The sequence below is a fragment of the Petrotoga sibirica DSM 13575 genome (assembly GCF_002924625.1).
In the GTDB taxonomy this organism is placed as follows: domain Bacteria; phylum Thermotogota; class Thermotogae; order Petrotogales; family Petrotogaceae; genus Petrotoga; species Petrotoga sibirica.
On sequence record NZ_JAHC01000018.1, the window covers coordinates 67,073 to 89,492 of the forward strand.

General features: G+C 32.9%; 24 protein-coding genes and 1 tRNA gene. 13 read left to right on the forward strand and 12 right to left on the reverse strand.

What is annotated here, in order from left to right:
* Positions 1 to 18: 18 nt before the first annotated feature.
* Genes rsxA through rsxC form a run of 5 tightly spaced genes read right to left on the reverse strand, consistent with a single transcriptional unit; the run spans position 19 to position 4,211 of the window.
* Entirely contained in the window at positions 19 to 594 is a 576-nt protein-coding gene (rsxA, locus tag AA80_RS05485; protein ID WP_103876804.1) for an electron transport complex subunit RsxA, read from the reverse strand.
* Entirely contained in the window at positions 591 to 1,211 is a 621-nt protein-coding gene (rsxE, locus tag AA80_RS05490; RefSeq protein WP_103876805.1) for an electron transport complex subunit RsxE, read from the reverse strand. Before rsxE ends, rsxA begins: the two co-directional genes overlap by 4 nt.
* A 4-nt stretch (positions 1,212 to 1,215) precedes the next feature.
* Positions 1,216 to 1,914, reverse strand: a complete 699-nt coding sequence (locus AA80_RS05495; RefSeq protein ID WP_103876806.1) for an RnfABCDGE type electron transport complex subunit G — start codon at positions 1,912 to 1,914, stop codon at positions 1,216 to 1,218.
* The gene (locus tag AA80_RS05500; protein WP_103876807.1) at positions 1,907 to 2,887 is read right to left on the reverse strand and encodes an RnfABCDGE type electron transport complex subunit D; all 981 of its coding nucleotides are present in this window, start codon (positions 2,885 to 2,887) and stop codon (positions 1,907 to 1,909) included. Before AA80_RS05500 ends, AA80_RS05495 begins: the two co-directional genes overlap by 8 nt.
* A 1-nt stretch (position 2,888) precedes the next feature.
* Positions 2,889 to 4,211 (reverse strand): electron transport complex subunit RsxC, encoded by a 1,323-nt coding sequence (gene rsxC / locus AA80_RS05505; RefSeq protein ID WP_103876808.1) that lies wholly within the window; start codon positions 4,209 to 4,211, stop codon positions 2,889 to 2,891.
* A gap of 329 nt (positions 4,212 to 4,540) precedes the next feature.
* Here rsxC and AA80_RS05510 point away from each other — a divergent pair, with 329 nt between their 5' ends.
* Together AA80_RS05510 and AA80_RS05515 are read left to right on the forward strand one after the other, a co-directional pair.
* On the forward strand, positions 4,541 to 5,815 hold the full coding sequence (locus AA80_RS05510; protein WP_103876809.1) for a sigma-70 family RNA polymerase sigma factor: 1,275 nt from the start codon (positions 4,541 to 4,543) through the stop codon (positions 5,813 to 5,815).
* A gap of 88 nt (positions 5,816 to 5,903) precedes the next feature.
* Positions 5,904 to 5,978: transfer RNA gene (locus AA80_RS05515), tRNA-Glu, on the forward strand.
* A 104-nt stretch (positions 5,979 to 6,082) separates the two neighbouring features.
* On the opposite strand, the gene AA80_RS05520 is transcribed toward AA80_RS05515, so the two are convergent.
* The 6 genes from AA80_RS05520 to rpmH form a co-directional block, all read right to left on the reverse strand.
* Positions 6,083 to 6,910, reverse strand: coding sequence for a hypothetical protein (locus AA80_RS05520; RefSeq protein ID WP_103876810.1), 828 nt, complete (start codon positions 6,908 to 6,910; stop codon positions 6,083 to 6,085).
* Between the two features lie 110 nt (positions 6,911 to 7,020).
* Positions 7,021 to 7,671: an RNA-binding cell elongation regulator Jag/EloR gene (gene jag / locus AA80_RS05525; protein WP_103876811.1), complete on the reverse strand. Its 651-nt coding sequence runs from the start codon at positions 7,669 to 7,671 to the stop codon at positions 7,021 to 7,023.
* An 8-nt stretch (positions 7,672 to 7,679) separates the two neighbouring features.
* Positions 7,680 to 9,068 (reverse strand): membrane protein insertase YidC, encoded by a 1,389-nt coding sequence (yidC, locus tag AA80_RS05530; RefSeq protein ID WP_166667780.1) that lies wholly within the window; start codon positions 9,066 to 9,068, stop codon positions 7,680 to 7,682.
* Between the two features lies 1 nt (position 9,069).
* Positions 9,070 to 9,339: a membrane protein insertion efficiency factor YidD gene (yidD, locus tag AA80_RS05535; RefSeq protein WP_103876813.1), complete on the reverse strand. Its 270-nt coding sequence runs from the start codon at positions 9,337 to 9,339 to the stop codon at positions 9,070 to 9,072.
* On the reverse strand, positions 9,336 to 9,692 hold the full coding sequence (rnpA, locus tag AA80_RS05540; RefSeq protein WP_103876814.1) for a ribonuclease P protein component: 357 nt from the start codon (positions 9,690 to 9,692) through the stop codon (positions 9,336 to 9,338). Before rnpA ends, yidD begins: the two co-directional genes overlap by 4 nt.
* Positions 9,692 to 9,826 carry a 50S ribosomal protein L34 gene (gene rpmH, locus AA80_RS05545; protein WP_103066975.1) on the reverse strand — a complete coding sequence of 45 codons (135 nt, stop codon included), beginning with the start codon at positions 9,824 to 9,826 and terminating at the stop codon, positions 9,692 to 9,694. The genes rnpA and rpmH overlap by 1 nt, the downstream gene beginning before the upstream one ends.
* Positions 9,827 to 10,132: 306 nt before the next feature.
* Here rpmH and AA80_RS05550 point away from each other — a divergent pair, with 306 nt between their 5' ends.
* The gene (locus AA80_RS05550) at positions 10,133 to 11,032 is read left to right on the forward strand and encodes a damage-control phosphatase ARMT1 family protein (protein WP_103876815.1); all 900 of its coding nucleotides are present in this window, start codon (positions 10,133 to 10,135) and stop codon (positions 11,030 to 11,032) included.
* Positions 11,033 to 11,069: 37 nt separating this feature from the next.
* On the forward strand, positions 11,070 to 12,581 hold the full coding sequence (locus AA80_RS05555; protein WP_103876816.1) for a 5'-nucleotidase C-terminal domain-containing protein: 1,512 nt from the start codon (positions 11,070 to 11,072) through the stop codon (positions 12,579 to 12,581).
* 36 nt (positions 12,582 to 12,617) lie between these two features.
* Here the strand turns inward: AA80_RS05555 and mutL are convergent, their stop codons facing one another.
* Positions 12,618 to 14,483, reverse strand: a complete 1,866-nt coding sequence (gene mutL, locus AA80_RS05560) for a DNA mismatch repair endonuclease MutL (RefSeq protein WP_166667781.1) — start codon at positions 14,481 to 14,483, stop codon at positions 12,618 to 12,620.
* A gap of 127 nt (positions 14,484 to 14,610) precedes the next feature.
* Between mutL and AA80_RS05565 the strand changes: the two genes are divergently transcribed.
* From AA80_RS05565 to AA80_RS05605, 9 genes are read left to right on the forward strand one after another with little or no spacing between them, the layout of a single operon-like run.
* Positions 14,611 to 15,768: a glycosyltransferase gene (locus tag AA80_RS05565; protein ID WP_103876818.1), complete on the forward strand. Its 1,158-nt coding sequence runs from the start codon at positions 14,611 to 14,613 to the stop codon at positions 15,766 to 15,768.
* On the forward strand, positions 15,765 to 16,184 hold the full coding sequence (locus AA80_RS05570) for a Mini-ribonuclease 3 (RefSeq protein WP_103876819.1): 420 nt from the start codon (positions 15,765 to 15,767) through the stop codon (positions 16,182 to 16,184). Before AA80_RS05565 ends, AA80_RS05570 begins: the two co-directional genes overlap by 4 nt.
* Positions 16,157 to 16,873, forward strand: a complete 717-nt coding sequence (gene rlmB / locus AA80_RS05575; protein WP_103876820.1) for a 23S rRNA (guanosine(2251)-2'-O)-methyltransferase RlmB — start codon at positions 16,157 to 16,159, stop codon at positions 16,871 to 16,873. Before AA80_RS05570 ends, rlmB begins: the two co-directional genes overlap by 28 nt.
* A gap of 41 nt (positions 16,874 to 16,914) precedes the next feature.
* Positions 16,915 to 17,403 (forward strand): OmpH/Skp family outer membrane protein, encoded by a 489-nt coding sequence (locus AA80_RS05580; RefSeq protein WP_103876821.1) that lies wholly within the window; start codon positions 16,915 to 16,917, stop codon positions 17,401 to 17,403.
* Between the two features lie 5 nt (positions 17,404 to 17,408).
* A complete protein-coding gene (gene lptB, locus AA80_RS05585) occupies positions 17,409 to 18,119 on the forward strand; it encodes an LPS export ABC transporter ATP-binding protein (RefSeq protein WP_103876822.1) in 711 nt (236 codons plus the stop codon).
* A gap of 5 nt (positions 18,120 to 18,124) precedes the next feature.
* Positions 18,125 to 18,652, forward strand: coding sequence for a TIGR00725 family protein (locus AA80_RS05590; protein ID WP_103876823.1), 528 nt, complete (start codon positions 18,125 to 18,127; stop codon positions 18,650 to 18,652).
* Positions 18,649 to 20,052 carry a glutamate--tRNA ligase gene (gene gltX / locus AA80_RS05595; RefSeq protein WP_103876824.1) on the forward strand — a complete coding sequence of 468 codons (1,404 nt, stop codon included), beginning with the start codon at positions 18,649 to 18,651 and terminating at the stop codon, positions 20,050 to 20,052. Before AA80_RS05590 ends, gltX begins: the two co-directional genes overlap by 4 nt.
* 7 nt (positions 20,053 to 20,059) lie before the next feature.
* Entirely contained in the window at positions 20,060 to 21,259 is a 1,200-nt protein-coding gene (gene coaBC, locus AA80_RS05600) for a bifunctional phosphopantothenoylcysteine decarboxylase/phosphopantothenate--cysteine ligase CoaBC (protein WP_103876825.1), read from the forward strand.
* Positions 21,192 to 22,400, forward strand: a complete 1,209-nt coding sequence (locus AA80_RS05605) for a L,D-transpeptidase family protein (RefSeq protein WP_103876826.1) — start codon at positions 21,192 to 21,194, stop codon at positions 22,398 to 22,400. Before coaBC ends, AA80_RS05605 begins: the two co-directional genes overlap by 68 nt.
* Positions 22,401 to 22,420: the final 20 nt, after the last annotated feature.

Consider the following 22,420-nt stretch of genomic DNA (forward strand, 5'->3'; position numbering starts at 1 on the left):
GGGATACTTCCCTCTTTTTCATAATCTTACTAAACCTGAAAATCCCATAAAAGCCATGGACAGAAGTCCAGCTGTTATTAGCGCTAAAGCGGTACCTTGGAAAGGTTTTGGGACGTTATTTAGTTGCACTTTTTCTCTTATTGAAGAAAATATTATTAATGCCAGAGAAAACCCCAATCCAGAGGCAAAAGAGTTTATCAAGCTTTCGACGAAGGTGTAATTATTTTGTATGTTTAACAATGCGATTCCCAAAATTGCACAGTTAGTTGTTATAAGTGGCAAGTATATTCCCAAGGCTTCGTAGAGGGCTGGACTCGATTTTTTAATAAAAAACTCAACAAATTGAACAAGGACGGCGATTACAAGAATAAACACGATTGTTTTTAAAAATTCTACTCCAAGTATTATTAGTATCTGATTTAAAAACCAAGTTATTACTCCCGCTAACGTCATGACAAAAATAACTGCGATAGACATTCCAACAGCGGAGCTTTTGCTTCTAGAAACTCCTAAAAAAGGGCAAATACCTAAAAATCTAGTTAAAATAATGTTGTTAACTAAAGCGGCTGAAATAAACAAAAGGATTAGATTCATTTTTTAGCACCTGCCTTCTTCTTTTTGCTCTCTCTACTTATACCTATTGAATTGAACATTCCAAGTAAAAGTCCTAAAGTTATGAATGCACCAGGTGGAAGTATGAAAAGGTATAAATTAACTGCTTCTCCCCAAATAGGGAAACCAAATATTGTTCCGTTACCCAATAATTCTCTTACCGATCCCAATAATACAAGGGCGCCTGTAAAACCTAAACCGATTCCCAAGGCATCAAATATGGAATCTAAGACCCCGTTTTTCGATGCGAAGGATTCTGCCCTTCCCATAATGATGCAGTTAACAACTATCAAAGGTATAAATATTCCCAAAGTCTGCCATAATTCATATGTTAATCCATGCATTAAGAGATCTATCATTGTTACAAAAGAAGCTATGACCACAATATAAATAGGTATTCTTATCTTTTTGGGAACTATTTTTTTGATTAAAGAAATGACGATGTTTGACATTGTTAAGACCGATAAGGTGGCTATTCCCATACCTAAACCATTCTGTGCGCTTGTGGTTGTAGCTAAAGTAGGGCACATCCCTAACACCTGAACAAAGACGGGATTGTTTTTTATTAAACCGTTAGTAAAATTTTTTAAATCAGCCATCTTTTCACATCACCCCTTCCTCTTTTAAAAATTCTAGAGATGCATTAATAGAATCTGCGACCGCTCTAGGAGTAATTGTTGCACCTGTCATTACATCACTAGTTTTTACTACACCTTGTTTTTTGTAAGCATCTATCGAATTAGCCGAGACAGTCACGCCGGCGTCTTTATCTACTTTAACACCTATATTTAAACCTGATTCTGGAATCGAACTAAATCTTTTTTTTACAGATTCTTCAGAAATTCTGGCTCCTAGTCCCGGAGTTTCTTGGGAATAATTTATTACTTCTATTTTATTCAAAGCAAGTTGAGCATCATCTTTTTTGATGAACGAAATAACGCTGACTACATCTCCTCCGTAGCCTACCCCTGAAACTGTCATGACGTAAATTTCATTGTTATTTTCAGCAAACTTATAAACGGGGGAATAGACTTTTGCGTTTTTTTGACTTACGTATAAAACTCCATTTTGAGATTCTTGCCATATATAATTTTGTAACTGTTCTTCGTTGGTAGGAATACTAGAAACTAGATATTCGCCCGTATTAGCATCTTTTAACACTTCTTCTATTGCTGATAATGTATTATTGAATTCAGATTGTACTATCATCGGATTGACAAAATTGTACACAACAGATACTAAAAAGCCGGAAGCAACCATAAAAGCGGTTAAAATTAAGCCTGTTTTTATATATTCACGCATGTTTTATCTCCCCTTCGGTTGTTCCATAAATTTTTGGTTTTAGCCAATCATCTATCAAAGGGACAAAAGCGTTCATGATAAGGATTGAAAAAGAAACACCTTCAGGATAACTGCCAAAGAATCTTATGATCATGGTCAAAATTCCGGCTCCCATACCAAAAACGAACTGGCCCTTTATGGACATTGGAGAAGTAACCATATCCGTTGCCATAAACAAAGCACCTAAGATCAAGCCTCCTGCTAAAAGATGGAACAAAGGGGTTCCAAATTTAGTAGGATCAACCATATAAAAGATAGAGCTAAAAATTAAGACCGTTCCTATATAGGATACGGGGATCATTAATTTAATTCTACTTTTTGCGACTAGATATATGAAACCAACAATTAAAGCTAAAGCACTAACTTCTCCGATAGAACCGGGAATTCTACCTATGAACATATCCCAATAAGTATAATTTTGGAGTACTGTGTTCATACCTTCCTGGGTAATTATTCCTAAAGGGGATGCAGAAGTAATAATATCTGGGTTCTGGTAATAAAAAGGTACATACCATGTAGTCATAGCGGTTGGGAAAGATATCAACATAAAAGCTCTTCCAACCAATGCGGGGTTAAAAAAGTTTTGGCCTAAACCCCCAAAGACTTGTTTTGCCAAAATTATCGCAACTATCACTCCCAACATAATTTGCCACCAGTTTACAGCTAAAGAAAGGTTCATTCCCAAGAGTAATCCTGTAACAGAAGCGGAAAAATCAGGAATATGATCTTTTTGCTTTCTTAAGAAACGCACGATGGAAAAATCCAACATTTCTGCAAAAACCATAGAAAATAACATAATGAAAAGAGCTCGAAAACCAAAGATCCATGTTGAAGCAATAACAGCAGGTATCAATGATATCAAAACATCGATCATAATTTTTCTGGTTGTATTGGTAGTTCTAAAATGAGGTGCCGCTTCAGTGCTAAGTTTCAACTCAACCCCTCCTTCTTTGAATGGCTTTTATAACCTTTTTTGTTGTCTTGAAAGTTTTAACTAGCTCTATATTTGATGGACAAATATACGAACAAGCACCACATTCTATACAATCCATAATTCCGTTTTCTTGTGCAATGTCGTTTTTCCTAGAATCAGCAAGTTTTTTTAGATAATAAGGTTGAAGTCCTATAGGGCATGCTTTAACACATGAGGCGCATCTAATGCATGGATATTCATGTTTTTGTGGTAACTCTTCTTTTGTTAAAATGGTTATTGCATTATTTCCCTTAAATGTTGGTAAATCAACATTTGGTAGAGGTATTCCCATCATTGGACCCCCGTAGATTATTCTGTCGATCTTTTCCTCTTCGACAAGTTCTACTTGATTTAAGAGATCTGAAACCTTAGTCCCAATTCGGAACCAATAGTTACCAGGTTTTTTAACACCCCCGCTCAAAGTGATTCCTCGTTCAACTAAAGGTTTCCCATTGATTACTGCATCATAAATTGCATAGGTAGTGGAAACGTTAAAAACTAAAGCCCCCGCATCTATAGGCAATCCTCCAGAAGGGACTTCCCTTTTCGTTATAGCTTTGATTAATTGCTTTTCTGCACCTTGAGGATATTTTGTTTTTAAAACAGCAACCTCGATATTTTCATTTTTTAAAGCGTTTTTCATGATTTTTATTGCTTCAGGTTTGTTTCCTTCAATGCCCAGATAAATTTTTTGTGGATTAACTATATATTCAATTATTTTTATTCCTTTAATTATTTCTTCTGTGTATGTTCTCATCATCATATCGTCGACAGTTATGTATGGTTCGCATTCTGCTCCATTGATTATTAAATACTCAATTTTTTTATTTTCGGGCACACTTAATTTTACATGAGATGGGAACATTGCTCCCCCTAATCCCACAATACCAGCTTTTTTAACAATGTTAATTAGCTCTTCCTTTGAAAACCTTTTAAAATTCTCATCGTGTTCAATATATTCCCAAACATCTTCCGAAGATCTTTTTATAACTATTGCGTTATCCTTTCTTCCTGTAGAGGCATTTATAAATGATTCTATTCCAACAACTTCTCCGGTAACAGAAGAATGTATGTTTGCTGAAATACTACCAGTGGCCTCTGCTACTAATTGCCCTGTTTTTACTTGGTCTCCTTCTTTTACGATTGGCTTTGCGGGTGCTCCAAGATGGTTAGTTGTGAATAGGTATACAAAATCGGGTAAAGGCAGTTTTTCAAAAGGCTTATCTTTTGTAAAATGTTTTTTCTCGGGCGGATGCACGCCACCTTTAAAAGTTAATATTGGCACAAAGAAACCTCCTTTTTATTTTTTAAGGAACTTATGATTGAAAATCTATGTTAATAATGAAAATTCCAAAGTTCAAGAAGCCATCGATAATTATTATAGCACGAATGATTGTTCTAATTTCAACGACTTATAAAGTTTCCAAAAAAAATATTACATTTATGTATATTAATTGTTTTTTCATATTCATTTAATATTGTCAAGCTATAATATTTAACAGAGAAATAACTATTTGTTTTAAATTAGGCTACTTTTTTAAAAGCTTCTCTATGATTCTATCATTTAATTCCTTCGCTTTTTTATTCTAATTTTTTTATAGAAGGTGAGTTTTTATGATAAAAAATGAAAAAAGTTTGGACCTTGAATCGAAAAGTCGAGATTTTTCACAAACTGATAAAAGCTCAAACATGAAAAAATATTCTTTATCTTTAACTATTAAAAAGAGTCCTAATGTACTCACTAATGAAATATTAAGAAAAATCAAAAAAAAGCTAGCTAAAGATAAGAGCACAGTAACCTTTGAAGAGATTGATGAATCTATACCTAGCCAAATGCGTGAGGATTTTACGTCAGAATTTTTAATAACCTTTTACAATGAATTAAAAAAATCTAATATTTCTGTAGTAGATGGCTCTTCAGATAATTTCTGTGAAGATGATGAAGAAAAAGAGTTAGAGGTCAACGAAGAGTTTAATGATTCTGAAGAATACGAAGAGATTTTCGAAGATTTTGCTCATGTTGAAGTCGAGATGTGTGATAACATTTCGTTGCAGGATCCTATTAAAATATATCTTAAAGAGATTAGTAAGAGCAAATTATTAACCCCTTCAAGAGAAAGAAAGCTAGCAAGAAGGGCGCAGATGGGAGATAAAAGAGCCAGAGAGGAACTTATAAAAGCTAATCTTAGATTAGTCATTAGTATTGCAAAAAGGTATGTTGGCCATGGATTAGGCTTTTTGGATCTCATACAAGAAGGAAATATTGGTTTGATGAAAGCTGTCGCTAAGTTCGACTGGAAAAAGGGTTACAAATTCTCCACTTATTCTTATTGGTGGATACGCCAGGCTATAACAAGAGCTATTGCGGATCAAGGAAGGACTGTAAGAATCCCGGTTCATTTGGTAGAAACGATAAATAGAATGAATAGGGTAGTAAATAAGTATGTTCAAGAAAATGGTGAAATGCCTGATTTGGAAGAACTCTCTGTTTTGATGGACAAACCAGTAGATAAGATGAAAGAGGTATTAATTAGTGCGAAAAATATATTCTCCTTAAATGCTCCAATTTCTAACGATGTAGACGCGGAAGGAGAAACTGAGGTACTCGATTTTATTGACTCTGATTCACCTACCCCCGATGAAGAAGGAAGGAAGATGATTATTCGTCAAAAAATGGAAATGATCATTGATACGCTCTCACCTAAGGAAGCTATGATTTTAAAAATGAGATATGGCTTCGTAGACGGGAAGCAAAAAACGCTTGAAGAAGTTGGAGAATTTTTTAACGTAACAAGAGAAAGAATAAGGCAGATAGAGTCCAAATCTATTAGGAAGTTAAAACATCCTGCTAGAAAAAAGATGATAGAAAATATTATGCGGGAATATTAGAAGTGCATTTTTAAGTCTCAAACCTATTGACAAGGTCATTGATAGTTGATATAATTACTAAGGATTTGGAAAATGAGGCGATGCCAATGGCCCCATAGGATAACGGCTAGTCCATTGGATTCTCAGTCCAAAAGTCAGGGTTCGATTCCCTGTGGGGCTGCCAGAAATAAATATCGGGTAGGAGACAGATAAACCTTTATCAATCTTCTACCCGATTAAATTTAGTAATTTTAATATAAAGCAATTTGATTTAAGGAAAGGATTTAATCACAATTTTTCTGTGGGGATTGTTCCACATTCAAGAACATGATTGTAAATATTAAAAGAACTATCAACAGCTGATTTCAATGTGTAACCTTTTATGATACTACTCATAAAATTAGCTTCATAAGCTGATACCGCCTCTTCAAAGTACTTTTTTTCTTTAACTTTAACTTCGTATATTTTTGCATCAAAAGATATCACATCTTTCGTTATAATTATCTTATTATCAACTTTTAAATTGCTGATTTTTTCTTTTAATTCTCTATAATCCATCTTTGAGCTCAAAAAAAGATAATCACATGTAAATTTATCAACTTCGTCTAGATACGAATCTCGCAGATCAACAAATACTCTCCTTTTTACGTTGGTTAAATCAATTATCTTTTTGTTCCAGGAATTGTACACTATAAAAAGATTTTTGATGTTGTACAGGTATTCGGTAATGAATTCTGGCTCTACTTTTAAGTTTGTTTCTCGATAATCAAGGTATTCAGTATTTTCTTCTATATTTCTAACTTTTCTTGTGTTTCCTCCAGGTTTGTCCATCCAAATAATAGGAATTTCTTTTGATTGAAATATTTTAAGTATTAATTCAATATATTCATCATAACTTAAAAAATCAAATATAGAGGGTTTGAGATGAAAATGATCATTCAAATAATTAACAATCCTTCCCCCTGGTCCTGCTACCTCAGTTGTTATTTTAATATTAGCATTTATTTTTTTTATGATATGTTCAATTTCTATACCACCTAAAACACCAATATCAGGGAGACTTTCTCTACTGATTACGGAAAGAGTTTGCTCTTGATATTGGTAAACAGTTTTCACTTATATTTCCTCCATCCTGTAACCCTTTTAAAATCATAATTTATTTTTTGAAAATTGTCTTATTGGTAAAGTGTCTACATTTTAAACAAATATAAATGTAAGTGATTTAATTAATTATGACCATTCTTTGAAGGGTAAATTACTACTTTTCTATAAGGTTCTAACCCCATAGAAACGGTGCGTAATCTCGGATAATTATAATTAATGTACTTGTGAATTATTTTCCTTTCAAAAGAAAACATGGGGGCCAATTCTACCTTGTCATTAGTCATTATTGCCTTTTTAGCAGCATTGTCAGCTATTAGTTCTAGGTTTTTTTTTCTATTCTTTCTATAATCACCTACATCCAATTTAACATCACACTTGGTATCTGTCATTCTATTAACATATATCATGGTTAAATGCTGTAGAGCTCCAAGGTTCCGCCCTTGTTTACCTATTACTTTACCCAAGTTTTCCCCTTCTAAAAAAACTTTCAAGTTCTTGTTGTGATAATTTATATTGATATCAACATCTTCTTCAAAATAAGAAAGAATATTTTTCAAAAAATTTTTTACTCTATTGATAAGATATTTTTCATTAGGATAAGCTTCGATGATGAGAGGTTTTTTACCTATCCCTAGAAACCCCTTGGAAGGTTCTTGAATAATCTTATAAGAAATCTCATCGATACATGAGGCGTTAAAATTTGTTTTTGCTATTTCTAAAACCGATTCTAAATCAGTTCCTTCAAATTTTGTCGCACCTTGTAATTTAAGCAATTATCAACTCACCTCCTGACAGGCTTCGGACCCAAACCAACGAGTTGTCTAATCGTAATACCTTTGACGTTATAAATCCTATTGTACACAAAAGTTAATAAGGTTTGTATTACCATGTTCAGTGAATAATAAACGAATACTCCAACCGGTAACCCTATTAAAATGAAAGGAAATACAACTGACATAATTACAGAAGTCCATGCGCTCCTGGCATCTTGTGACATTAAAAGAGCATTTATTAAAGAAGCAATTATCGCGATTAATAGTAAGAAAAAATTAGCTTGAAAACCACCTTGAGAAAGATCTGTCCACAAAAGAAATCTTCGGTTGTATGCGTAACTGCCTTCAAAATAATAGATTACTTGCCACAGTATGATCATAATGGGCAAAGGGATCAAAGAAGTCAAACATCCTCCAGCGGGGTTCATACCTTTTTCCTTGTATAATTTCATTGTTTCTTCTTGTTGTTTTTGAGGGTTCTTATATTTTTTCTTTATTTTGTCAAGCTCTGGTTGTAACTGTTTCATTTCGATCATGGATTTCTTTTGTTTTCCATATACGGGGAATAATATTGCATTTACTATCAAGGTAAAGAGTATTATAGCCCAACCGAAATTACCTGTTACTTTAAATAACCACCAAAAAAATGTCACGAACCAATAGAAAATATTAGAAATAGGTCCAAACTTCCCTAAATCCTGCATTAAATCGATTATAGTAGAATAAGTATTTCCTTCTTCTATACCGTCAAACGTTTCTTTTATAAAAATTTTTTTGGTTGGACCTAAATATGAGATTATTTTTTGATCTGAATAATTTAATGGGAATAAGTATTGGTTTTGAGAGAATTCTATCTCTTTTGGGGTATAGATTGCTAGTGTGTAATCTAAAGCTTCACCTGTTGAGACAGATTTATCAATGTATGAAACAAAGACATTGCCACTAAGTCTTATTCCAGAAGAAAAGGATATGCTAGGTAAAACAACATATCCATTCAAATTTTTAAATTGAACATCAAAATGATAGTATGGATCGTTGTAAAACTTATAAATCTTCTGTCCTCCGTTGGGGAAAAAGTAGTTTAATTCGATAAAACTTTGATCTTCCGCCAATCTTATATTATAGGTACTTGGTAAAATTTCTGTCATATTTTGAGTATCTAAAATATCGTAACTATCTCCTGTGTACTCATAAACTAATTCATATTTTTTAGCTCTGCTATCGTAAAGTTCGAAATTTAGAATATGCCCACTTTGGTCTAATTTAAGTCTATATAATTTCATTTCAATGTTAATTTCTTTATTCAGTGAACTCTCTGATACGATTATCTCAGGTATTGCAAAGGTCATAACGTTCAAAAATAATAGTAACATTAAAAAAAACAATCCTTTTTTCAAGTCATACACTCCTTCTGTGTTGTTTATTTTTTTCTTGCTTATGAACAAAAAAATAAAACTTTTCGGGGACAGGGTCATAGCCCCCTTTGTGTAAGGGGTTACATCTGATAAAACGCCTAAATCCCAAATACAAACCTTTAAATACTCCGAACTTTTCCACCGCTTCGTAGGTATAAGATGAACAGGTCGGTAGATAAATACATTTGGGAGGGGTTGCGGGGGATATATGTTTTCTATAAAAATCTATCATTTTGAGGATAAGCTTTTTCATTCTTTTATCTTCCTCACCAAATTTAAAATTTGACCTTTCATTTGGAAATAATCTATTCTTCTAAAATTTTTCGATAATTCTTTTCTTGGAATAAATACGAAATCGTATCCTATGGGAAAAAAAGTTTTGTTGGTTCTATATATCTCCCTGATGAATCTTTTAACTGAGTTTCTTACGACCGCCTTGCCAAATTTTTTGTTCACAATTATGGCGATTCTGTTATAATCCATAGTATTTCGAACGTATATTATAACAAAATTATTGTCAATTAAACGCCCACCCTTTTCGAAAACATTTTTGAAATTCCTTTTTAATCGTAAATGTTCTTTTTTCTTGAAGGTTTGTTCTTCCATTATACTGTTAAACGTGCTCTGCCTTTTGCTCTTCTTCTTCTTAAAACATTTCTTCCACTTGATGTTCTTTTTCTAGCTAAAAAACCATGCGTTCTTTTTCTCTTTATTCTTGATGGCTGATATGTTCTCTTCATTTCTTCACCTCCAAATCCTGTTAAATTAAATGGTTTGTTAAAAGTGATATTGTTCCTAATTTAATGTAACCTTTTTTAATTTACCTTAAAAGCTGATATAAACAATAAAAGCACAATGTTGGTTTTGAAGTTATCGAATATATTATAATGATTAAATGTTTTAATGTCAAGAAAGAGAAGTAACAATTTTTTGGACAAATTTTTCTTAACAAAATACTAAACAAAACAAATACTAAATTAATAAAAAAAATGATAAAATTAAAAGTTATTTGATAGGGATTTTAGAAGTTCATGGGGTGAACAGAGATGAATATAGATTATGAATGTATTAATTGCCTTTTAAATCATTCTTCTGAGTTAATGACTAAAATTAATGCTAGTTCTTCGGAGTCATCTAATAACATTTTTGATAATTACAAAAGTGTCATTCTAAAAACATTAGGTGATGTGGTTCCTTCCAATACATCTTATAATTTAGTAAAAACATTTTATGATTCTTTTTATGATGCTTTTGGTGAAAATGATTACTTTCATACAGAAAAAGTTGACTTAAATCAACTTTTTTTAGAGGTCTATGATGATCTGTTGGATTTTTGTTTTTCTAGCAAAGATCCTCTGTATAGTGCATTTAAATTATCACTGATGGGTGAGCTTTTTTGCCACAATTCGGGGAATTCCTTTGGTGAGTTAGAGATAGAAATCCAAAATTTTTTTAATACAAAGGCAGTAGCAATAAACGATTTAGAAAAATTCAAAAAAGAATTGGAAAATGCCCATTTTTTGCTTTTTATTCATAATTATGCTGGGGAAATAGTTTTTGACAAGTTATTTATAAGGGTCATGAAAGAATTAAACCCCAACTTGATAGTTCATTCTGCTTTGAAATCTCGCCCAGTTTACAAATGTGCAACTAAAAAAGATGCCGATCAAATTTTTTTAAAAGAGGTTTCTATTCCTTTTGATAGTGGATCTGAATATTTGGGCACCGATTTAAGCTTCGTTAGTCCATCTTTCAAAAATATCTACAATGAAGCAGATATTGTAATAGCTAAAGGACAATCTAACTTTGAAAGTTTGGCTGATAAAAATACAAAAAAATTAATTTATTATTCTTTCGTTGTTAAATGTGCAAAAATTGCTAATCATCTTGATGTGAACAAAGAAGATTTAATATTTAAACGGAGCCGAGTTATTGGTCTCAATTAATGTGTGGCTAAAACCAACTCAAAAGGAGGGGAACAAAATGAAAAGAGTCTTAGGTGTTTTAGTAGTTATGATTTTGGCTTTATCGGTATTTGCCGGGCCTAACCATTTGGTAATTTTTCACATGAACGATACCCATGGACATGTGTGGGGAACGGATGATGGTGGAGGATTTGCCAGGGCAGCTACCCTGATAAACCAAGCAAGAGAAGAAGTGGCTAAAGAAGGCGGAGAAGTGCTTTTTCTACATGCTGGAGATGTAAACACAGGGATTCCGGAATCTGATCAGTTGGATGCAGTTCCCGACTTTTTGGTGTTACATTACATGGGTTTGGATGCTATGGTTTTGGGCAATCATGAATTTGACAAACCTTTTGAAGTCCTTGAGAAACAGTATAAAGTAGCACAATTTCCATTCTTAGGGGCAAATTTTGTCAATGAAAAAAGTGAAAGACCGGTTTTTGAACCGTATGTCATAAAAGATTACGGGGAATTCTCTGTTGGAATAATTGGTCTTGTTACAGAACAAACGAATGTTTTAGAACCAATTTATTTAGGCGAGAACACAATTATAGATGCAGAAGAGACTTTAATTAAATATCTCCCAATTGTTCAAGAAAAAGCTGATATTGTTGTAGTCCTTGGGCACTTAGGATATCATGTAGATGGGGAAAGGCCTAACTTGTCTGTTGAGTTCACTACTTCAGATGAGTTGGCTGAAAATGTATCTGGAATTGATATTATCATTGACGGACATTCTCACACCTTGTTAGAAACTCCTGTAGTAATCAATAATGTTATATTAGCGCAAGCTGGCGAGAAAGCGAAGAATATCGGAAGAATAGATTTATGGATTGATGGTGGTAGGATAGTAGATTGGAGTGGAGAAGTAATTCCACTCACAGCTGATATCCCAGAAGACCCTTTCATAAAAATGTTCGCAGATGCTTTTTATCAACTCGGAACGGAGGCTCTGAATGAGGTTGTTGGAGTAACAAAAGTATATCTTGATGGAGAACGTGCCCATGTTAGAAGTGATGAAACGAATCTGAGTAACCTTATAACAGATGGTATGATTTGGAAAACCGGCGCGGATGTTGCTTTAATGAACGGTGGTGGAATAAGAGCCTCAATTGAGTTAGGAGAAATAACCTACAGAGACATTTTGACTGTTTTACCTTTTGGAAATACATTGTACGTTTTAGAATTGACTGGGAAAGATATAATGGATGTTTTAAATTATGCAGCTACAATTCCTGATGGCCAGGGAGCTAAGTTACATGTTGCAGGGCTAACAGCAGAAATAAAAGGTGGAAAAGCTACAAACGTAAAAATAAACGGTAAACCTATAGATTTGAAAAAAACCTATAAAGTTGTCACCAACAACTATGTAGCTGCAGGCGGAGACGGTTACACTATGCTTAAAGGTAAACCTGGTTACGATACATACTTTAGAGATGCGGATGCTTTACGTGAATACATTGCTCACTTGGGAACTATAGAAGATTACACTTCCGAAGAGAGATTGATAGAATTAGATCAAGTTAAGTGAATATATTAAGGGGTGTAAGTAAAAAATGCACCCCTTTTAGATTCTTCCAAAGTATTTATCTAGGGTTTTAAATGTGATTTGAATCATTATTGGCCTACCATGTGGGCAAGTTAGTAATTTTTTTTCAAAAATGTTGTTTAAAAGTGTCTCCATTCCTGTAGGGTTATCCTTAGTTTTTACAGCCGCTCTACACGCCATAGTAGCTAGGTTTTTATCAAGTATGTTTGATTGTTGATCAAAATTTGATATTCTCAGATTATCGGCTATCTCAAATATTAATTTTTCGGCGTCTTCAATCTTCAAAAGGGAAGGGAGCCCTTTCAAGATAATTTCTTTATCTTCTTCTTCCAATTTTATACCCAATTTTTCTAGGTGATCTTTGTTATCTAAAATTATCCCTCTTCTTACTTCGTCTAAAGATATCTTAAGCGGAGTAAGTAGAAGGTCAGAAGTAAGTCCGCCATTTCCGTATAGGTTTTCCTTTAAAATTTCGTATATATAACGTTCATGAGCACCATGAAAATCTATTAATATTAATTTGTCTTCCCCTTCTACGACGAGATATCTTTCAGCAACTATGCCCAAAATTCTTAATTTTTCAACAGAATCAATTTTCTTAACAGGTGTAAACGTCTGATTCTTTTGATATTCAAAACCTTTAAAATCAAAGGTTTTTGATGGTTCATAAAGTTTATAATTATTATCAAAATGGGTATAAGGTTCTTGGAGATCTTCTATTTCAGAGCTATTGAAAAATTCGTCCATATTTTGCAAATAATCTGTATTTGTAGTGTTTTGTGAAAATTCCACTTTTTGTGAACTTTCTTTCTTGTTGTATAAGTTTTGAAAAGGAAACGAAGAATTTTCGTTATTTGTAGCAGGGGTATCGCTACTACTTATGAATTCCATGGTAAAATGAGTATTCTTCTTCAGGGACTCTCTGACAACTTTTTTCAGTAAAGAAGCTACCATCTGTTCGTCAGTGAATTTTACTTCCAATTTTTGAGGATGGACATTTACATCTACCATATCTGGGGGTATTTCTATGAATATTATTCCATAAGGATGAACAGATTTTTCTAACATCTCTCCATAACCTTTTTCCAAAACGGAGTAGAGTGAGGCTGCCTTAATGTATCTGTTGTTTACAAAAAAATGTTGGGCGGTTCTGTTATTTCTTCCAACTTTTGGTTGTGAAATAACTCCAGATATTTTGCACAATGAGTCGTTGTGTTCAATTTCAATGAGATCATCTCTTTTTAACTCAGGATATATTTTTAAACATTTTGTAATGAGATCCATATCTGAAGAAAATTTGTAGATTTCTTTGTGGTCTCTGATGTATGTTAAGTTAATGTTGTTGGTGAAAGCAAATTTTTCTATAATCTCTGTCACGTATCTTCCTTCTGCAGAATCACTTTTGAGAAATTTTCTGCGCGCAGGAATGTTGAAAAAAAGATCCATAATCTCTATTTTGGTTCCATCTGATGAATTAACTCTCTTTTTTTCTATTATTTTTCCGCCTAATATATCTAACATTGTTCCAACTTCTTTTTCAGGTGGTTTAGAAGTAATTTTCATTCTAGAAACCCTTGAAATGGAAGAGAGTGCCTCACCTCTAAAACCAAATGTTTTTAGTTTATAAAGATCCTCAATGGAGAAAATTTTGCTTGTGGTATGAGGAAGTATAGATAATTCTAATTCTTCTTCTTCCATTCCAATTCCGTTATCATCTACGCTTATTAACGATTTGCCACCGTTAAGTATTTCAACAGAGATATTATTTGCTAGCGCATCTAAAGAGTTTTCTACCAATTCTTTAACTACTGAGCTTGGCCCAGATACAACCTCTCCTGCCGCTATTTTCATTACCACTTCAGGATTAAGTACTTTTATTCTCATAAAAAAACACCTCTTCAAAGTATAACAGTTCATTTATTATTATATCATCTTTAAAAACTCAACCTCAAAAAATAGTAAATTTTTGTTATAATAATACATGTATGAATTTTATAAGGGGGAAATGCAATTGAATATAGGAATGTTTTCCGATACTTATTTACCACAGAAAAATGGAGTTGCTACCGCTATAAAACTCTATAAGGATGAAATGGAAAACCGGGGCCACAATGTGTATCTATTTGTTCCAAAATATAAATTTGATTATAAAAGAAACGATGATAAAATCTTTGAATTTCCGGCTGTTAAGTTTCTCTTTGAGAAAGAGCAGAGGATTGCACTACCTTTTTCTCCAGAAATTTTTAAAATTAAAGAGTTAAACTTGGACATAATACATTCTCATGATCCTTTTTCTATGGGGATTCTTGCAAGAATTGTTTCACGCATGTTAAAGTTAAAACACGTAGCAACTCACCATACCATGTATGACTACTATTTGCACTATCTACCACCGATAGTTAGACCACAGCCTGAATTTGTTCAAAAGCTTATAAAAAATTGGTGTTTAAAAACGGATAAAATAATTGCTCCTACCGACAATATAAAGGAGACACTCGTTGAATATGGTGTACCTTCCGAACATATTGTGACTATTCCAACTGGGATAGACCTAGATTCTTTTGATAAACCTATTAGCTGGGATTTGAAAAAAGAATATCCACAAATAGAAGATGATGACAGATTGCTTCTATTTGTAGGTAGGTTGGGGAAGGAAAAGAACATAAGTTTCCTTTTGAAGGTGTTTAAAAAAGTACTGTTGGAAGAAACAAAGGTAAAATTCGTTATTGTTGGTGGAGGGTCGGAAAAAGAAGCGTTAGAAAAGATAGCTATTGAGCTAAACATAGCTGATAATGTTATTTTTACAGGACCTCAGTCAAGGGAAAAGGTAATAGATGCGTACAAACAAGCTTATTTATTTATTTTTGCTTCGTACACTGAAACACAGGGATTAGTTATTCTAGAATCGATGGCTGCGGGTACGCCGGTAGTCGCTTTGGGTAAATTAGGTGTTTATGATATACTTTCTCAAGAAGGCACAGGTGGAATTATGGTCAAGGATTTAAATGAAGAAGATTTCTCTCATGAAATACTTAAACTATTGAAAAATTCATCATCATACGAAGAGTTAAAACTGAAAGCTAAAACCTTTGTGAAAAATAATTATTCCATTGAAAAGTGTGTAGATATGATTTTGGAACTATATAAAGAGGAGATAGTAACTGCATGAAAGAATTCGAGAAAATTATAAATCTCCAACTTGCGGATCTTCGTGAAATACCGATCGAGAACTTTTCCTACATTGGAGATGCTGTGATAGGTTTGATCTACAAGGTTAAATTGTTGGAGGATGGAAGGATAAAGACAAGAGATCTTTATGAAAAGACAAAAGATTTCTTAAGTGCAAAAGCTCATTCTAAGTTTGTTGATATGGTGTATGACTATTTAACTCCGACAGAAATGCAGTATTACAAACGTGCGGAAAATTCAAATGGCGCTAAGAAAAGAGGTAATGACAACGATTATAGGAAATCTACAGGATTTGAAGCAGTTATTGGATACCTTTTTTTGACTAAAAGTTACTCAAGAATCAATGAATTATTAGGAGTGATCGATAATTGTATCTATATGGAAAAAACATATTAAAAGAGATCATAGAGACACGTTATCCTGTAAAACATATTTTTTTCAGTAGTTCCAAAACGGAAAGAGGGTCTTTAAAAAAAATTGTAGAAGATGTTGCAAATTTAGGATATTCATACAGCTTTTCTTCCAACGAAGTATTGGAAAAGATGGCTTTAACAAACAAGCATCAGGGTATTATCATTGATATTGGAAATGATTTTAAATATGAAAATTTGGATATTATAGAAGGGAAAGAAAACCTATTTCTAGTGATCTTAGATCAAATACAAGATCCGCATAATTTTGGTGCTATTGTAAGAACTTCGGTAGCTGCGGGGGTTGACGCCATTATAATACCAACAGATAACGCCGTTGAAGTTACCCCTGTTGTTATAAAAGTTTCTTCTGGTCAAATATTTAAGATACCAATAATTAAAGCAACCAATCTTTCCAATACAATAGAAAAATTAAAGAAGGAAAATGTTTGGGTTTATGGGGCAGATGTTGAGGGCAAACCTTATTATGAAATCGATTGGCAAGGAAATATATGTCTGGTTTTTGGAAATGAAGGAAGCGGCATTCGAAAAAACGTTAAAAACCATTGTGATCAATTAATAAGCATACCTATGCTTAACAACGTTGAGTCTTTAAATGTATCTGTTAGTGCAGGAATTATACTTTTTGAAGCCAAGAAACAAAGAATTTTTTAATAAACCGTTATAAATTTCAAAATTTTATGGAGGTGTATGTTGTGAGTAATACAACAAAAAAATTTGTTTCTATGATGGTATTTACCTTTATATTTGTGGTTATATCTTTTTCCCAAACGGTTACATATCTAAAAATTGGTTATGTAAATTTTGAAAAGACAGTAGAAAGTTATTATAAATGGAAGGATTTGGAAGTCAGTTACCAAATAGATCTAAATTATTATCAAGGCAAAATTAACGAAATGGAGCAACAATTCAGCGATTTACAAAGTTCAGGAGCATCACCAGAAGTGCTGCAACAAAATCTTCAACAATTGCAAACTCGCGTAAATCAATATCAACAAGCATTACAAGATGAGTATCAGCAGAAAATGGCAAATATAGCTTCGGAAGTAACTATAAAGATATCTCAGTATGCAAAAGAAAATGGATACGATTTGATTTTAAATGAAATCGGTGTAGTATATTACAATCCAGAATTAGATTTAACCGATAAAATTATTGAATATTTGAATGAAAATAAAAATTAAATAATATGGAAAAGGTTATTGTTGATTGTATAAACATTAGTAAAACATATAAAAAAAAGGTTGTGTTGGATAATGTTCAATTTCGATCAAAATCCGGTTTAATTACGGGATTGCTTGGGCCAAATGGTGCAGGGAAAACAACCCTTTTTAAAATAATTTTGGGTCTAGTCGTTCCCGATTCGGGGAATGTTTTTCTTGATAGCAAAAATATAACCCATCTACCTATACACAAAAGGGCTTTAAATGGATTGGCTTATCTGCCTCAAGAACCATCTGTTTTCAGAAACTTATCCGTTAAAGATAATCTTAAAATGATTGCCGATCTTCTTAAGATTGAAGATGCTGATCAAAAAATTAAGGTTATAATGGAAGAGTTTGGATTAGATAATTTAATGCATCAAAAGTCTTATTCTTTATCAGGTGGAGAAAAGAGGAAATTAGAATTTGCTAGAACCTTGATAACGGATCCAAAAGTAATCCTTTTAGACGAGCCTTTTGTTGGCATTGATCCCATAACGGTTAAAGATATACAAGAGATAATTAGAAAACTTGCAAAAACCGGGATTTCGATAATTGTTACGGATCACAGTGTTGATGAAATTGCTCAGGTAGTTGATGAACTTTATGTGTTACACAAAGGTGAAGTTATAACCAACGGTATTCCACAAGAGGTTCTAAATGATACGAAAGTCAAAGAAAATTATTTGGGTTGGTGATCGATTTGAACATCGGGGTTATTGGATATTCTGGTAACATCTTTAAAGAACCAGTAAAATCTTTAACTTCACTCTGTGATGATGTCGGTAGAATTATAGCAGAGAATAATTGGGTTTTAGTGAACGGTGGACGTGATGGAATAATGCAATTAGTTTCAAAGGCGGTAAAAAATAGGGGAGGGTATGTTATCGGTTTTTTACCTTGGCAAGTGGAAGGGAACGATTATCTGGATTTTTCTATAAAAACTGGGCTTGATCTTAATATGCGATCTTTTGTTTTATTAAAAAATGTAGATGTGGTCGTAAGTATAGGAGGAGAAATCGGCACAGCTATAGAAATTTTGGGGGCTTATTTCTATAAAAAACCGATATTGTTAATGAAAAATTCAGGGGGATGGACAGATAGAATAACCGAAGTTTTGATAGAAGGTAAGTTTCTTGATAACAGAAAATTAGTAGAGTTAAAACAAGTACCATCTATAGATGAATTGGAAAGAGTTTTGAAAAGTATCGAAGAGGTGAAAAATAAATGATCAGAGTAAGATTTGCTCCAAGTCCCACGGGTCATTTACATGTTGGGGGGTTGAGAACAGCCTTGTTTAATTGGTACTTTGCCAAGAAAAATAATGGGAAGTTTATTCTAAGAATTGAGGATACCGATGTTGAACGTTCAAAAAAAGAGTACGAAGATGCGATTTTAGAAGAAATGAAATGGATTGGTTTGGATTACGATGAAGGCGTGGATAAATCAGGGGAATATGGACCATATAGGCAAAGTGAAAGGTTAAACATATATAAACGTTATATAGAACAACTGCTAAATGAAGAAAAAGCTTATTTTTTTGTTAGTAAAAGTGATGAAGTAATTTTTGAAGGTAATAACCTCCCTGACAAGTACAAAAACAACAACGAGTATTCAGTGGTTGTAAAGTTTAAGGTTGATAAAGATAAAAAAATATCCTTTTTGGACGAAATTAGAGGAACTATACAATTCGATACCACCCATATAAAGGATTTTGTTATTCTAAGATCAAACGGAATTCCGGTTTACAATTTCACGGTTGTGATAGATGATCATCTAATGAAAATAAGTCATGTTATAAGGGGAGAAGACCACATCTCTAATACGCCCAAACAAATTTTAATATATAACGCTTTATCTTTCGAACTTCCGAAATTTGCCCATTTGCCTTTGATTTTAGGTGAAGACAAGTCTCCTTTGTCGAAAAGACACGGAGAGGTTTCTATTACTTATTTCAGAAAAGAAGGATATCTTCCGAAAGCGATATTGAATTACTTAAGTTTGTTAGGTTGGAATGCCAACGAACAGATATTTGATTATACAGAAAAATATCAGGAATTTGATTTGAAAAAAGTTTCAAGAAATCCTTCCATTTTTGATTACACTAAACTTCTGTGGACAAATGAAATGCACTTGAGAAATGATACAATAGAAGAAATACACAAAAGTTTTAATGAATGGGTTAACTATACACACGTAAAGATATACAAAGAAGATTCTTTTGTGAAAAAAATTATAGAAGCATCCAGGGCTAAGGTTCAAACATTAAAACAACTTTATGAATTTTCCAAAAATTTTTTTGTTGAAGAATTCGAATACGAAGAAGAATTTATCGAAAAATACATGAAAAAATCTTGGTTCAAAGAAGTACTCAAGGTAACGATAAGAAAATTCTCTGAGATTGATGAGTACAATCTTGTAAATGTAGAAAGTACTTTAAAAGGGATAGCTGCTCTAAATATCACTAGTAGAAAAAATGTTTTTCAAGCAATAAGGGGCTCTCTTTTAGGAAGGTTAGTAACTCCCGGTTTGTACGAATCTATAATTATTTTAGGGAAAAATGAAAGCATTAAAAGGTTAAAAAGAGCTTTGGAATTCTCAAGTACTTTGGATATTAATACAAGAAGGTGAGTTCTCAGTGTATCCTTACTTGAAAGGGAAAAACATTTTACTTGGTGTAACAAGTGGAATCGCCATCTATAAAGCGGTCGATCTAATTTCTAAGATGAGACAAATTGGATGTAACCCTAAAGTTATCATGACAAAAAATGCCCAAAAATGGATATCCGATCAGATTTTTTCCGCAGTAGGTAACTGTGAGGTTTACTACGAAACTTTCGATGTTAAAAACGGTTGGATTCCCCACACAGAGCTTTCTAGATGGGCTGAACTGTTTATCGTTGCCCCTGCGACCGCAAATATAATAGCCAAAATATCATATGGAATTGCCGATGATCTACTTTCTTGTACCGCTTTAGCTTATTCGAAAACTCCTAAAATAATTGTTCCTACAATGAACGTTAGGATGTATGAAAATCCCGTTAATAAAAGGAATTTAGAAATATTGAAACAAAATGGTTGGTCTATAATAGAACCTGAAGAAGGTTACTTAGCAGACGGAGAAATTGGTAAAGGAAGGTATCCGAATAATAGTGAGATATTAGAATATAGTGAATACCTACTTTCCAAAAAGGATTTCATGAATAAGAAAGTTTTAGTAACAGCCGGACCCACGATTGAAAAAATTGATCCTGTAAGGTTTTTGTCAAACAGGTCCAGTGGAAGAATGGGTTACGAATTAGCCATAGAATTTGCAAACAGAGGAGCTGACGTTACGTTAATATCTGGACCCACCAACTTAGAACCACCGACAACTATAAACAAAATCGTAAGGATAGAAAGTGCAGAAGAATTAAGACAAAAGGTATTAGAACATTTTGAAGATAGTGATATAATAATTATGACAGCGGCAGTAAGTGATTTAAGAATAAAAAACTATTCAGAGCAAAAATTAAAAAAAGATAAAATAGTTAATCTAGAAATGGAAAAAAATCCTGATATAATAAAAGAGTTAGGAAAAAGAAAGAGAGATGGTCAAATACTTGTTGGATTCGCTGCAGAAACGGAGAATTTAAAAGAGAATGCCATGAAAAAATTAAAAGAAAAAAATATGGACATGATAATTTTAAACGACGTTTCAAGAAAAGATGTAGGGTTCGAAAAAGAGGAAAATGAGGTAACTATTTTTACCAGTAAGGAGGAACATCGACTTGAGAAAAATCACAAAAGGATTATCGCTGGTAATATTTGCGACGTTATTTTCAGTACTTTTTTCTGAAAATTATTTTCATTTATATACCGTTGAATATGACCAAACTCAAAACATTGTGAAAATGAATTTAGAAAGTTATATAAATACTACGCAAAAACCAAATGTATATATATATGATGGGGGAGATAGAAAAAAGTTAACTTTGTATGAAAAAGAAAACGGCTATTTCACTTTCTACGTTAATTTAAACGCTTTTAAAGGTGATTATTATTCATTCTTAGTATCCTCTATAGATAAAGAAGGGGAATATGTTTCACAGTTTTTTGCAAGTTTTTTAGAAAAAGGTTTATTCGCTCCAAATATTGAAGTTGAAATAACAACCTCTGTTGTAGAAAATGGGTATCAATATTATTTGAATTATTATCCAGAAGAAGATTTGGAATTGGTGAAAGTACAGTTAGAAAATACTGTTTTTGAAGATCCGGATGAGTTCTTAAGATTGTTGGGTAACTTTGAAGATGGGTTCCATGATGCTATTTTTGCTTTTAGAAATAGATATGGAATACTTTTTGAGCGAAAAGTTACCTTTTTGAAATTGGCACAAGTTGTTGCTACCGAGAATGTTTTAAAACCAAAGCAAAGATATGAAGTAAATGGGTACCATATCGTACAAAAAGGTGAGAGTTTATACAAAATTGCTGAGAAATACAATATTCTTCCTGGGGATTTAGTTAACATGAATGATCTAAAGGATCCTTCTTTAATATATCCAGGGCAAGCTTTAGAGATAGGAAAAGTTAAATACGAAGAAAGTCCTTTACGCTTAGAAATAAACCTTTCGCAGAATAAGATGTACTTATATTTTCATGATCAGTTGTTGAAAACTTATATCGTTGCCGTTGGTATGAGTGATTACACACCGCCGGGATACTATCGTATTTCATACAAAGAGAAAGACCCTGCGTTGTATTGGTATGATGAATATATACCTCCAGGGTCCCTAATGAATGGAATGGGAACTAGATGGTTACAACTCTCAAACCCTCAATACGGGATTCATGGTACAACAAAGCCATGGGAAATAGGTAAAAGGATATCTCATGGATGTATAAGGATGTTCAACTTTGATGTTGAAGTGATAGACTTTTTGGCATCTCTAGGAACCGAGGTGTATGTATATAATGGAGAAAATAAAAAAGAATCCTAAAATAAATAGGATTCTTAGGG

Bases quoted from the DNA above. Each gene is read 5' to 3' on its own strand.
- rsxA (WP_103876804.1), bottom strand. From the start codon at position 594: ATGAATCTAATCCTTTTGTTTATTTCAGCCGCTTTAGTTAACAACATT.
- rsxE (WP_103876805.1), bottom strand. From the start codon at position 1,211: ATGGCTGATTTAAAAAATTTTACTAACGGTTTAATAAAAAACAATCCC.
- AA80_RS05495 (WP_103876806.1), bottom strand. From the start codon at position 1,914: ATGCGTGAATATATAAAAACAGGCTTAATTTTAACCGCTTTTATGGTT.
- AA80_RS05510 (WP_103876809.1), top strand. From the start codon at position 4,541: ATGATAAAAAATGAAAAAAGTTTGGACCTTGAATCGAAAAGTCGAGAT.
- yidD (WP_103876813.1), bottom strand. From the start codon at position 9,339: ATGAAAAAGCTTATCCTCAAAATGATAGATTTTTATAGAAAACATATA.
- rnpA (WP_103876814.1), bottom strand. From the start codon at position 9,692: ATGGAAGAACAAACCTTCAAGAAAAAAGAACATTTACGATTAAAAAGG.
- rpmH (WP_103066975.1), bottom strand. From the start codon at position 9,826: ATGAAGAGAACATATCAGCCATCAAGAATAAAGAGAAAAAGAACGCAT.
- AA80_RS05550 (WP_103876815.1), top strand. From the start codon at position 10,133: ATGAATATAGATTATGAATGTATTAATTGCCTTTTAAATCATTCTTCT.
- AA80_RS05555 (WP_103876816.1), top strand. From the start codon at position 11,070: ATGAAAAGAGTCTTAGGTGTTTTAGTAGTTATGATTTTGGCTTTATCG.
- mutL (WP_166667781.1), bottom strand. From the start codon at position 14,483: ATGAGAATAAAAGTACTTAATCCTGAAGTGGTAATGAAAATAGCGGCA.
- AA80_RS05570 (WP_103876819.1), top strand. From the start codon at position 15,765: ATGAAAGAATTCGAGAAAATTATAAATCTCCAACTTGCGGATCTTCGT.
- lptB (WP_103876822.1), top strand. From the start codon at position 17,409: ATGGAAAAGGTTATTGTTGATTGTATAAACATTAGTAAAACATATAAA.
- gltX (WP_103876824.1), top strand. From the start codon at position 18,649: ATGATCAGAGTAAGATTTGCTCCAAGTCCCACGGGTCATTTACATGTT.